The sequence below is a fragment of the Shewanella sp. Scap07 genome (genome assembly GCF_013394145.1).
GTDB classification, from domain to species: Bacteria; Pseudomonadota; Gammaproteobacteria; order Enterobacterales; family Shewanellaceae; genus Shewanella; species Shewanella waksmanii.
In genome coordinates this window covers 3,497,365-3,509,729 of record NZ_CP041329.1, presented here as the reverse complement: position 1 = coordinate 3,509,729, position 12,365 = coordinate 3,497,365, and the positions used below count along the sequence as shown (strand labels likewise).

9 protein-coding genes are annotated in these 12,365 nt (G+C 45.5%); 6 read left to right on the top strand and 3 right to left on the bottom strand.

Annotated elements, in window-relative coordinates; translation table 11 throughout:
• The first annotated feature begins 69 nt into the window (after positions 1 to 69).
• The 3 genes from FLM48_RS15350 to FLM48_RS15340 are packed head-to-tail and all read left to right on the top strand — an operon-like array spanning position 70 to position 3,429.
• The gene (locus FLM48_RS15350; RefSeq protein WP_179025238.1) at positions 70 to 1,449 is read left to right on the top strand and encodes an amidohydrolase family protein; all 1,380 of its coding nucleotides are present in this window, start codon (positions 70 to 72) and stop codon (positions 1,447 to 1,449) included.
• Positions 1,450 to 1,508: 59 nt separating this feature from the next.
• Positions 1,509 to 2,183, top strand: a complete 675-nt coding sequence (locus tag FLM48_RS15345) for a DUF3299 domain-containing protein (protein WP_179025237.1) — start codon at positions 1,509 to 1,511, stop codon at positions 2,181 to 2,183.
• 10 nt (positions 2,184 to 2,193) lie between these two features.
• Complete coding sequence (locus FLM48_RS15340; RefSeq protein WP_218645304.1) at positions 2,194 to 3,429, top strand: carbohydrate porin; 1,236 nt, start codon at positions 2,194 to 2,196, stop codon at positions 3,427 to 3,429.
• A gap of 201 nt (positions 3,430 to 3,630) precedes the next feature.
• Here the strand turns inward: FLM48_RS15340 and yegQ are convergent, their stop codons facing one another.
• Complete coding sequence (gene yegQ / locus FLM48_RS15335; RefSeq protein ID WP_179025236.1) at positions 3,631 to 4,995, bottom strand: tRNA 5-hydroxyuridine modification protein YegQ; 1,365 nt, start codon at positions 4,993 to 4,995, stop codon at positions 3,631 to 3,633.
• A gap of 279 nt (positions 4,996 to 5,274) precedes the next feature.
• Here yegQ and FLM48_RS15330 point away from each other — a divergent pair, with 279 nt between their 5' ends.
• Both FLM48_RS15330 and FLM48_RS15325 read left to right on the top strand, forming a co-directional pair.
• Positions 5,275 to 6,117 carry an HDOD domain-containing protein gene (locus FLM48_RS15330; protein ID WP_028774611.1) on the top strand — a complete coding sequence of 281 codons (843 nt, stop codon included), beginning with the start codon at positions 5,275 to 5,277 and terminating at the stop codon, positions 6,115 to 6,117.
• 53 nt (positions 6,118 to 6,170) lie between these two features.
• On the top strand, positions 6,171 to 7,664 hold the full coding sequence (locus tag FLM48_RS15325; RefSeq protein WP_179025235.1) for a bifunctional diguanylate cyclase/phosphodiesterase: 1,494 nt from the start codon (positions 6,171 to 6,173) through the stop codon (positions 7,662 to 7,664).
• 12 nt (positions 7,665 to 7,676) lie between these two features.
• On the opposite strand, the gene FLM48_RS15320 is transcribed toward FLM48_RS15325, so the two are convergent.
• Entirely contained in the window at positions 7,677 to 8,123 is a 447-nt protein-coding gene (locus FLM48_RS15320; protein WP_037471567.1) for a thioesterase family protein, read from the bottom strand.
• 131 nt (positions 8,124 to 8,254) lie between these two features.
• Positions 8,255 to 9,022: an ABC transporter substrate-binding protein gene (locus FLM48_RS15315; RefSeq protein ID WP_256870949.1), complete on the bottom strand. Its 768-nt coding sequence runs from the start codon at positions 9,020 to 9,022 to the stop codon at positions 8,255 to 8,257.
• Between the two features lie 302 nt (positions 9,023 to 9,324).
• Here FLM48_RS15315 and FLM48_RS15310 point away from each other — a divergent pair, with 302 nt between their 5' ends.
• Positions 9,325 to 12,363, top strand: coding sequence for an EAL domain-containing protein (locus FLM48_RS15310; protein ID WP_179025233.1), 3,039 nt, complete (start codon positions 9,325 to 9,327; stop codon positions 12,361 to 12,363).
• Positions 12,364 to 12,365: the final 2 nt, after the last annotated feature.

Sequence of the window (12,365 nt, the reverse complement as noted above, 5' to 3'; positions counted from 1 at the left end):
AGCTTATTAGCCCCATGGAATATGTAGCTAGGCGCTAGGCGTCAAGCATGGAATTAAAAGGTGCAATTAATGAAAAACTGCTCAATAAAACTCAGTGTTGTGGCACTATCTTGCTCTATGGCTTTTACCACACAAGCCGCATCAATCTTATTCACTAACGTTAATGTGTTTGATGGCAAAGATGATGAGTTGATGGCAAATCACCATGTGTTGGTGGTCGACAACAAAATCGCTAAAGTATCAGCAGAATCTATTAGTGCTGTCGATGCCACTGTAATTGACGGCCAAGGCATGACGTTAATGCCGGGTTTAATCGAAGGTCATGGTCATTTGCAGATGAATGGTTCGTCGCTGCCAGATATTGAAAACAACCGTAACTGGGAAGAGCTTGCCGCTCGCTCTGCGGCTCGGGCAAAGTCAGCGCTTATGTCTGGATTTACGACTTGGCGCGATGCTGGTGGCATGGGCGCAGGCCTTAAGAAAACCATCGATAGTGGTGAGTTAGTGGGCCCACGTATTTACCCTTCTGGTGCATTTATTGGTCCGACCGGCTCCCATGCCGACTTTCGCAATTTTACCACGCCAAACGAAACATTTTATGGTCGTAATTCATCAGGTGGTCGGCTAGGTATGAGCTGCACCGCGGATAGTATTGGTGATATTAAAGCCTGCGCAAGACAAAACTATATGCAAGGGGCGACACAAATTAAATTGATGTCGAGCGGTGGGGTCGCATCATCGTTCGACCCGTGGCAGCTTAATGCTTATTCGTTGGAAGAAATTGAAGCAGCTGTAGAAGTCGCTGACGCGTACGGCTCCTATGCCATGTCCCATGCCTACAGTAAAGTGTCGTTGCTGCGTAACCTAGAAGGTGGGGTTAAAACGTTAGAGCATGCGTTTATGTTTGATAAAGATGTGTATAAAGCGATGAAAAAAAATGATGCTTATATGACCACCAATATGACCGCTTTTTCACCTTATTTAGGTCAGATTGAAGCAATTAACTCTAATCCGGCATCGGCGAGAAAAGCCAAAACAGCGCAGGCGGCGTTTGGTAATTACATCGATAATGTTAACAAGTATCGACCTAAACTGGGTTTTCATGTTGATTGCGTAGGCGGCGTAGCGGCCTGTGAACAACAAGGTGACCACTCAATTTATCTAAGTGGTAAGTTTTTCGGCCCTCATTATACCTTGATCTCAATGACTTCAGTAAATGGTGAGATCGTTAAGCTAGCAGGAGAGGTGTTAGACCCTTATTACGAAGGAAAACTTGGGGTGGTTGAGGAAGGGGCCTACGCAGATTTATTGCTTGTTGATGGTAACCCGCTTGAAGATTTATCGGTGATCGGTGCGAATGAGAAATGGTTTGACGCGCCGAAACGCGATGGTATTGAAACCATGAAAATCATTATGAAAGACGGTGTCATCTATAAGAACACCCTATAACTTTGTCATCTTGTGGCCCAAAGGCAATCTGGCGAGGTTGCCTTTTTTGTAGGTAAATTATGAAACGATTAGTATGGTTGATGAGTGTTTTTAGTGCCTTGAGTTTTGCTGAGCCCTTGGCTGTTAGTTGGTCTGCTTTAGCGCCAGATACAAATGAGAAAACGGTGACTCTGCCTGACGTGACTGAACAACAAAAGCGATTGTTAGCTCAGGTTATTTTATTGTCTGATCAAGCCAGCAATGCTGAAAAAGAGAAGTTACAGAGTATTACCGCTGAACTAGCTGAGCAAGGTATTGATGTCGCGGCAGCTTTAGCGGCAAGAACGCAATACATGCAAGTGGAGCAACGTAAAGCAGAGGCACTCAATCCGCAGTTCAATGGTCGCTTTGTTCGATTGTCAGGCTTCGTGGTACCGACCAAGTTTAATGGTGTAAAAGCGACGGAGTTTTTGCTTATGCCCTATGCGGGGGCGTGTATTCATATGCCACCTCCGCCAGCCAACCAGGTGATAAAATTGAGTTACCCTGAAGGCTTCGAGGTACAAAATGTGCAATATCCTGTGTGGGTTGAAGGGGTGATTGAAACTCAACTAGTGACTGAAAATGTCCAGCTAGTGGATGGTAAAATGCCGGTGACTATGGGGTATGCACTTAACGCGCAACAAATTGAACGTTATTATCATAATGACACCGAGCTAATGGTTAAGCCGGTTGAGCATTCACATCAGCATTAGGACACCATGGATGAACTGTATTTTTCGAAAAAAGCCGCTGATGTTGGCGCTAGCCGTTGTGTTATTTAGCGGCCCAATTGCCGCTGAGACCAACTTTGGTAGCCCTGACACGGTTGATAATACGATTAAAGACAATACCCGAGACAAACAAAGTTGGCGTGAGGCATTGGCAAACGAGCATAACCTCACTTTGGGTCTAGATTACCAAGCGTTGGGCCTATCAGCGTCTTCAGCAACTGACGGCGGAGATGACAATGCTGCCGCCGGTGTCATGCGTTTTTATGGTGCATGGAATCTAGTGGGGTTAGATGATGGCAATACCGGTGGACTAGTTTGGAAAGTCGAACATCGGCATAAATATACCGATGTGGCGCCCAAATCATTCTCGTTTATCGAACCAGGACTAGGCTACATTGGTATGATTGGCCCCGCATATAGCGATCAAGGTAGCCGGTTAACCAACTTGTATTGGAAGCAAAAGTTCAATGGTGGCAAAACTTCAATGATGGCGGGCTATCTGGATACAACCGACTATGTGGATGTTTATGCGTTAGCGAGTCCATGGAATGGTTTTACCAACTTAGCATTTAGTACTGGTGCGGGCGCAATCGGCTTACCCGATGACGGTATTTTAGGGCTGGCGGTTGGTCATATGCTTTCAGATAACTTTTACACTGTTCTGGGTGTTGCCGATGGTAAAGGTCGGTCAGATAAACCTTTGGATGGTTTCGATACGCTATTTAATGACCATAAATTGTTTAGCACTTTTGAGTTAGGTTGGACCGCATCACAAGAGCAGATCTACACTGACAATATTCATGTTACCTTTTGGCATTTAGATGGCGGTACGCAGCACAACTTAACGGGCACAGAAAGTGGTCGAGGCGTCAATTTTTCTGCGAGTTATTTCATTACTGAACAAGTGATGCCGTTTATTCGCGGCGGTATATCAGAAGGTGATGTGGCTTTATATGACAAATCTCTCACCCTAGGCGTGGGGTATTTTGGCCTGTTTTCCGCTAAAAATAATCTCGGCTTTGCGATTAACTTTAGTGAGGTTAATGAAAACTTAGCAGCTGCATATGGTGTTCAAGATGACCAGCAGTTTACCTCTGAACTCTATTACAACATGAGTGTCGGTGAGTTTATTCAACTGACACCCAATATTCAGTACATCGATAATCCGGCTATTTCTACCGAAAAAGACACATGGGTACTTGGTTTAAGGATGCGCCTCGTGCTGTAGCGTGAGCCAATTCTGAATGGCATAAAGCCTGTGAACAGCAATAAAAAAAGGCCCCAAAGGGGCCTTTTTAAATGCATTTAGCCTATTTACCCATGTGTGGATTACGGGTGTTTAGGCCATGCTAAATGCCGTGCATCATTACGGCTTTGGCATCAATAATAAGGCCGCCTTCAATTAGCGGCCTTTTTAAATGCTAGTAGCTTATTTATCCGTGTGTGGGTTACGGGTATTTTGGCCATCGGTTAAATTGCGCATCAGTACGGCTTTTTCAACGTCAACATCTTGTGGCACCGGCAAGAATACAAAATGCCCAGAACCTAACCCAGCTTCTACAGATTCCCCTTTACGGTTCATTAGCTGTTCGATGGTTAGATTGATGTTGCCTTGCGGCGTCATGAGCTCGACACTGTCGCCGACAGAGAACTTGTTTTTAACGTCAATCTCTGCCATGCCTTGCTCATTACGCTTACCGGTAAATTCACCGACAAACTGCTGAGTGTCGCTGATGGAATAACCGTAGTCATAGTTTTGGTATTCGTCATGGACGTGACGGCGTAAGAAACCTTCGGTATAACCACGGTGAGCTAGACCTTCTAGTTGATACATCAGTGCTGGATTAAACTCGCGGCCAGCGGCAGCATCTTCAATGGCTTGACGATATAGCTGTGCGGTACGTGCCACATAGTAGAAAGACTTAGTGCGACCTTCAATTTTAAGTGAGTCTACCCCCATCTTAGTCAAACGTTCCACGTGCTGGATAGCGCGTAAATCTTTTGAGTTCATGATGTAAGTGCCATGTTCATCTTCAAAGGCTGGCATGTACTCACCAGGGCGTCCTGCTTCTTGCAGCAAAACGATATCGCTAGATGGCTCACCCGCACCTAAAGTGGGAGTTTCTATTTGTACATCTGGGTTCACTGCAATCACATCGCCAGATTCAGTTTCTTTGGCCTCATGTACGCCGTACTTCCATCGGCAAGCATTGGTGCAGGTGCCTTGGTTTGGGTCACGCTTGTTAATGTAGCCTGATAATAGACAACGTCCAGAGTACGCCATGCATAGCGCACCATGGACAAACACTTCAAGCTCTATATCTGGGCAGCGCTGACGGATCTCTTCAATTTCATCGAGTGAAAGTTCGCGAGAAAGAATGACTCGTTTAATGCCTTGCGACTCCCAAAACTTGACCGAGGCCCAGTTAATGGCGTTGGCTTGTACTGACAAATGGACATCTTGATCAGGGAAGGCTTCGCGAACCATCATAATCAGCCCAGGATCTGACATGATCAGCGCATCAGGCTGCATGTTGACCACAGGCTCCATGTCTTTGATGTAGGTTTTGAGTTTGGCGTTATGCGGTGCAATGTTGCTAACGACATAAAGCTTTTTACCTAAGCTATGTGCTTCTTTAATCCCTGTCGCGAGATTTTCCATCTTAAAGTCGTTGTTACGTACTCGAAGACTGTACCTCGGTTGCCCGGCATATACAGCGTCTGCGCCATAAGCGAAAGCGTAGCGCATATTTTTAAGGGTGCCGGCAGGCGAAAGCAGCTCAGGTTTAAACATAACATCTCTCAATTAACGATAACGAGGTTAACTCGGGGGGCGGGCATTTTACTCAATGCAGTAGCCGTTATGCAAATCTAACGCTGTTTATTTAATCAGCGTCAGCTTCGCTAGACACACTTAGCTAAATAAAATGACCTATTTTTTTTAAATGGCTACCGAGTAATAGTTATTTTAGCTAAAATTACACAGCGCATTAACGAATGTGTCGCTTTACTTTAATAATTTTTCGACGATTTAGATTGTTGTGGCCAATTTGGCAACCCAAAAGGAGTACAAATGTCGACAGAGCATCAGCTGTTGGTGGGGTTATTGAAAAAACTAAAGGCTGACGCCTTAGTGCTGCCAACCTTGCCTGAAGTGGCAATGCGGGTGCAAGAAGTGGTATCTCGTCCAGACTCTAGTCCCAAACAAGTGGCTGAAGTGATAGGCCAAGATGCCGCTATATCAGCGCGAATGATTAAAGTAGCCAATAGCGCCATGTATTCGCGCGGCATTAAGGCCGAAAATATTAATAGTGCCGTAACTCGCATTGGCTTAACCCAGATCAAATCAATCGCTACCTCAGTGGCGATGGAGCAGTTGTTTATTTCAACGAATGAAATGGTGTGGGAAGTGATGGATGAGGTTTGGACTGCATCGATTGATGCCACTTCAGCCGCCTGTGCTATGTTGACCAAATATAACAAAACTCATCCTGGTAGCGGCATAAACTATGACACGCTCACCTTAGCGTGTTTGGTGCATAACATTGGCGCGCTACCGGTACTGACAGAGGCAGAGGCTCATCCAGATGCCTTTACTAGCATTGAGCAACTTAGGGCATTGGTGCGTAAAATGCAGGGGCCCATTGGCCGTGCAGTACTGAAAACATGGGAGTTTGCTCCTGAGGTGATGGAAGTGGTTGAACGGTGGGCAGATCTGACTTATCTACCGGATAATGTCGGCTATTTAGATTTTGTTCGCGCAGCCGCATTCTATACGGGTGAATTACGTGCGGGTCATGATTTACATGAACGCTTAGATGTATTTGTTCAACGCGGCTTGCCTGTTACCCCTGAGTATTTAGGCTCAGATGAGTTTTTGGATAACTATCATTCTATTAAACTAAGTTACGAGTAGTCGGTTTTTACTATTTAATTGGAGTTTGACATCAGCATTACGGAAGTTTTGGATTGTTAGCCAATATAGATTGGCTAACGATAATCCTTATAGGGTTACTCGCCGCTGGTATCTGTTATGGATACTGGCATAGACGAACACAAAAGCAGTATTTATCTAACTTAGTCACTAAGCTTAAATCTGATGGCAGTGTCGACATTAACGAGCTCGAGCAGGCGCCAAGCCTCTATCATGGGCTAGTTAATCAGCTGGTAAAAAAGCCATCAGCCGATTCAGTCACGCCGTTAAATCACGATAAGCTTACCGGTTTGCTTAATCGAGTCGGACTCAAGCAGCGGCTGGCGCCATTGATGCCAATTACCCATGGCTGCTTCATTCTTATTGATGTCTATCGCTTTCGTTATGTCAACGATCTGTTCGGTTTTCATTTTGGCGACAAGCTGTTAGTTGCTTTGAGCGAGCGCTTAAGTGAAATGTCACTGACCAGCAAATTAATGGCTCGCATGAACCAAGATGAGTTTTTGCTATTTGACGTTAATCCTTGGAGCCGACAGCAAATCGAGGACTTACAACAGCAGTTGCAAGCGCCGGTTGTGATTGATCACACACCTGTCAGTTTGCAGTTTCAAATCGGTTATTTGGATTTAGCACTGCACCATGGAGATGTCAGTCAGATGCTGCGCAGAGTCGATTTAGCGGTAAATCGAGCCAAAGGCTTACGGCAGCGCATTGCAGATTATCAACTAGGTGAGGATGCGGCTCAGTTTCGTCAGCTTAATATTATTAATCGGTTGCCCAAAGCCTTGGCGCAAAATGAGCTTTATCTCGTTTATCAACCTAAGGTGAATTTAAGTGATAATTCAGTGACTCACGTTGAAGCGCTCATTCGCTGGGAAAGTGAAGATTTAGGCCGTGTCTCTCCTGCTGAATTTATTCCATTATTAGAGTGCGCCGGCATGATAGAGCTAGTTAGCCACTGGGTTATCGACACGGTGTTAGCGCAACAAGCCTATTGGCAACAAGTGGGTATGACGCTACAGGTAGCGGTTAACTTGTCCATTGAAGATATCGATAATGCCGTGCTTAAAGAGACCTTATTTGACTTACTTGATGATCATAAATTACCGCCGAATGTGATTGCTTTAGAGGTCACTGAAAGCCAAATTATGCACGATATGCCCAGTGCGATTGCGGCGCTTGAGCATTATCGTAAAGCTGGAATTAACATCTCGGTGGATGATTTTGGCACTGGCCACTCTTCTATAGCGTACCTTAAGCATCTGCCCATTGATGAAGTTAAAATTGATAAAGCCTTTCTTGATGGGCTCGGGCACGATCCCCAAGCACTGCATGTATTACAAAGCGCCGTTGAGCTCGCTAAGGGCTTAGGGTACGGGGTGATTGTTGAAGGGGTTGAAACCCCTGAGCAGTTGCAACTTATACGTGAGCTAGCGGTAGATAAAATTCAGGGAGAGCTATTGGCTAAGCCGATGACTGCGCCTGAGCTAGAGATGAACTGGAAGGCACTAAATGCGCCTTCCAATTAACGACACTGGCAACTAGTTTAGTTGCTTTTGTTCGCTTGCTGCTTGGGACAGCTGCGCTACAAGGGATGGCGTCATTGGCGCGAGTTGGCGCTGTTTATTCATGCAAACCATCTCAATGGTGGCGGTCACGGCGGCTTTAGTTGCGCCCGGGCGCCATATTTCTTGCTTCCATACTGTGCGGTATTTACTTTCGAAATAGAATCGAGTGCGCACATCGATTATCTCAGCAAACTCGACGCCATCATGGCATAACATATCTGAGCGATAGACCGCAAAGCCTAGACCTTGCTCGTCCCAAAGAGAGGCCAACGTATCAGCACCGATAACATGCTCTCTGGCCCGCTCAAAGTATTTAAGAAAATTAGGGTGGTACACGACACCGGAAAAGTCAGTATCTTCGTAGTAGATTTGTACAGGGAAGTGGAATGTTTCGCTCAGTTTTGCGCTAGAGTCGCTCATTAAAATCAAATCGCTGGCTAAAAAACGCTAGTCTACCACAGCTAACCTTAGACGTAAGATGTCAATGCTGAGGTCGTGCCTGTTGACGAGGGCTTACTCAACCACATTTTAACGACAGCTTGTTAGCGTGATTATTTCACCATCGCCATAATTTGTTGGTAGCTACCGTCTGCTTTTAATGCAAGCAAGCCTGCATCTAAGGTGTCAGCCAATGTTTGTGCATCAGGGTTTTGTTTAGAGAAGGCGAGGTAGACAACACCGGTATGGTTGTGAAATTGACGGCTGATATCGCGACTGACCTGCATGCGTTGTAGATATTGCTTAGCCACTTGGTCATACATAATGGCAGCATCAATGCGATTGAGTAATAGCAGGTTGATAAGTTGATTGTGATTTGACACTGCAAGTAGCTCAAGCTGGTCAAGATGGATCAGCTCATCGCCATATTCATAACCTTCAATAATGCCGATTCGGGTGCCAGCCGGCAATTGGTGTTTAGTTGAGACCTTTAGCGGGTGGCGATTGTTTTGATAAAAAGATGCGCTGGCGGTAAATAACGGCTGCTGGCCAAATACAAATAGATGTTCGGTACTTTGTTCTTTTACTAAGTTAAATACACCATCAACTTGACCTTGCTGCGCCATTTTTAAACCGCGGGCATAGGGGACAATGATGCTATCTACGTTCACTTGCATACGCGAGAAAGCACGGTTGATTAGTTGATGCGAGAGGCCTTGGCCACTTTGGTCAGCAAACGGTGCCCAGTTATCTTCAGCGGCTAGTTTTACCGATGCAGGAGGCGTAACTGCAGGATTAGCGATCGCTATCAAGCTAACGCTCAATAGGGCGGTCAGTACAATAAGTCGTTGGCAGATTGGCATAATAGTCCTTTTATCCAAATCATCCTTGGCGAGCTATTGTTCATGAGTTTGGCTTTTAATTCAAGTTAATGCGCACAAAGCCGCTTTAGATAGCCAGTCTCCGGTAATGATTTTTACCGTTAACCGGGCAGCCGGATGGCGAACTACCCACGCTTACGGGTATTGCCTAGGCAGTAGCCTTGATAATAGGGCCTTATGTGTTAAGCCGCTGGGCTTTTGGGTTGATTTATAACCGATAAAGGGTATTTTTATATCTTCATCTGCTACACTCAAACCCAGATCCATCATTAACTTAATATGTTGATAGCCAAAATATTAATATGAACCAAGACGTGATTTTTACGCTTATTCAAAATGCTGCATTGTTACTCGCGATGGTATTTGTCTATGACGCCATTCCGCGCAAGCAGCGTAGCACTCATTTTCACTTATGGCGTTTAGTCGTTGGGTTTGTGATAGGTATTGTGACTATCACCACCATGATGACCCCTTGGGAATATCAACCCGGCATATTTTTTGATACCCGCTCAGTCATTTTAGTCATTTGTGGTCTCTATTTTGGCGGCTTGCCAACTTTGGTTGCCGCTGCAATGGCGGTAGTTTATCGATTCATTGAAGGTGGACCAGCAGTATGGGCCGGCATCACAGTGATCGTGCTGTCTGGCGCGATTGGGGTGCTGTGGCGCTATAACCGTAAAAATTACATCGCTGACTTATCGTTCAAGGAACTGTACTTACTGGGGTTCTTTTTGCATTTAATGATGCTGGCCTCGATGTTTTTACTGCCCAATGATCTTGCCTTTAGCGTGTTGTTCCAAATCAGTTTACCGGTTTTGTTGATTCTGCCTTTTGTGACAGCGTTATTAGGTAGCTTGCTTTCAAGACGACTTGAAGTTGAACGCGATGTGCGCATTCAGCTTCAAGATGATTTTATTTTCCGCTCGCAATTTAATATCGGCAACATGGGAATTGCGATTACATCGGTCGATCAGCACTGGATTAAAGTCAATCCACGACTATGCAAAATGCTCAAATACACCGAAGAAGAACTGCTTAAGTTAACTTGGTCGGAAATGACTTACTTTGAAGACTTAGAAGCGGACTTGCTGCAGTTTGAGCGCATGTTGGCCGGTGAGATTGATGAGTACGAAATGGACAAGCGCTTTATCGCTAAAAACGGTGAAATTATCTATACCCATTTAACCGTAGCGTGCCGGCGTATGAATGAGCAGGTGGAGTTAGTGATTGCCGGTTTTGTTGATATTAGCCAAAACAAACGTGCAGAGAAACAGATGCGTGATAGCCAGGAGCAACTGGCATTGGTGCTCGACAGCAGTAATTTAGGCATGTGGGATTGGAACATTAAAACCAATCAAATTAAAAGAAATGCTCGCTGCGCTGAACTGCTTGAGTGCGATATTGAGCAGCTTAATAGTAATGACCGTCAATGGTTAGATGCTATTCACCCTAAAGACAGAATCGACGTGTTGGAATCGATCGATAAGCATCTGCATGGCGACACAGAAGAGCATAGCATTGAGTATCGCCTCAATACCTTGACCGGTGGGCAGAAGTGGATTCAAGACACCGGGAAAATAGTCAGTCGAGACAGTGACGGAAACCCGGTACGTATGTGTGGTATCCATGCTGATATTACTGAGCGTAAGCAAGTTGAAGCGTCGTTGAATTTAGCGGCCTCAGTTTACAACAGCTCCACCGAGGCGATGAGCGTTCAAGACAGTAAGGGCCGTATTATTACCACCAATGCCGCCTTTACCCATATGACAGGCTATGAAGAGTCAGAGGTGCTTGATAAACACATCCGCATTCTACAAGGTGATAAAACGCCTTTATCCCAGTACGATAAAGTGAGCAAGTCGATTTTAGAATCTGGACGTTGGCAAGGTGAGCTATGGCTTAAGGGCAAGTCAGGTAATGAGTTTATGGTGTGGTTGACCATCAACACGGTTTACAACAACCAAGGTGAGCCTTATCGCCGTGTGGCGCTTTTTTCTGATATTACCGAGAAGAAACAAGCCGAGCATATTATCTGGCGTCAAGCCAATTACGACCCGTTAACGGGCCTACCTAATCGACGCATGCTGCTAGAGTATTTAGGCACCGAGATCCTTAAAACCACCCGCAGCGAGCGCCACTTTGCGTTGATGTTCTTAGATTTAGATTTCTTTAAAGAAGTGAATGACACGTTGGGTCACGACATGGGGGATCAGTTATTGCAAGAAACCGCCAAGCGTCTTAAGGGCTGTATCCGAGAGTCTGATGTTGTTGCCCGGTTAGGCGGCGATGAGTTTACCGTGGTGCTCTCTGGTGTTGCTGAAGCTAAAGATGTTGAGCGTGTTGCGGAAAACATTTTACGGCGAGTGGCTGAGCCATACAGTCTAGGCAGCGAAACCGCTTTTATTAGCGCCAGTATCGGTATTACCTTATACCCTGATGATGCGACAACCATTGAAGGTTTACTTAAGCACGCTGACCAAGCGATGTACGCCGCAAAAGCGCAAGGTCGCAACCGATTCCATTACTTTACCCCTTCTATGCAAGAGCGCGCCAAATACCGCATGGGGTTGATTAAAGATTTGCGGAAAGCGTTAGCTAATAATGAATTTGAGATTTACTACCAGCCAATTGTCGATTTAACTTATGATCAGGTTTACAAAGCAGAAGCGTTATTGAGGTGGAATCATCCAGAGCGCGGCGCTGTATCTCCTGCAGAATTTATTCCCATTGCAGAGGAAACTGGCCTGATTAACGAAATTGGCAACTGGGTCTTTGAGCAAACCTCAGCGCAAAGTGCTTTTTGGCGAGAAAAATACCAATTGGCAATTCAGATCAGTATCAACAAATCTCCAATTCAATTTCGTGATGAGGGCGATCAGTTTGAACACTGGCTGGCGCGCTTAAAAGAGCTCAAATTATCCAGCAACGGTATCTGTGTCGAGATCACCGAAGGCTTATTGCTTGACGCATCTATGGGGGTGTCGGAAAAGCTCTTGGCTTACCGAGATGCAGGTATTCAGGTGTCGTTAGATGATTTTGGTACCGGTTACTCATCACTTGCCTATCTGAAAAAGTTCGATATCGATTACCTTAAGATTGACCAGTCGTTCACCCAAAACCTAGAAACGGACAACGATGATGCCACCCTGTGTGAGGCGATTATTGTGATGGCACATAAGCTGGGCATGAAAGTGATTGCTGAAGGGGTAGAAACTGAGTTTCAAAAGAAGCTGCTACAAGATGCCGGTTGTGATTTTGGTCAGGGCTATTATTTTTCACGGCCGGTGCCGCTCGATGAGTTCGAACAAAAATACTTGCTGCCTTTTCTACCACAGGCATAACT

What these genes read in the sequence shown, in the direction of transcription:
- FLM48_RS15320 (WP_037471567.1), bottom strand. Translation starts at nt 8,123, where the DNA reads ATGAGCGACTCTAGCGCAAAACTGAGCGAAACATTCCACTTCCCTGTA.
- FLM48_RS15310 (WP_179025233.1), top strand. Translation starts at nt 9,325, where the DNA reads ATGAACCAAGACGTGATTTTTACGCTTATTCAAAATGCTGCATTGTTA.
- FLM48_RS15340 (WP_218645304.1), top strand. Translation starts at nt 2,194, where the DNA reads ATGAACTGTATTTTTCGAAAAAAGCCGCTGATGTTGGCGCTAGCCGTT.
- FLM48_RS15350 (WP_179025238.1), top strand. Translation starts at nt 70, where the DNA reads ATGAAAAACTGCTCAATAAAACTCAGTGTTGTGGCACTATCTTGCTCT.
- yegQ (WP_179025236.1), bottom strand. Translation starts at nt 4,995, where the DNA reads ATGTTTAAACCTGAGCTGCTTTCGCCTGCCGGCACCCTTAAAAATATG.
- FLM48_RS15330 (WP_028774611.1), top strand. Translation starts at nt 5,275, where the DNA reads ATGTCGACAGAGCATCAGCTGTTGGTGGGGTTATTGAAAAAACTAAAG.
- FLM48_RS15345 (WP_179025237.1), top strand. Translation starts at nt 1,509, where the DNA reads ATGAAACGATTAGTATGGTTGATGAGTGTTTTTAGTGCCTTGAGTTTT.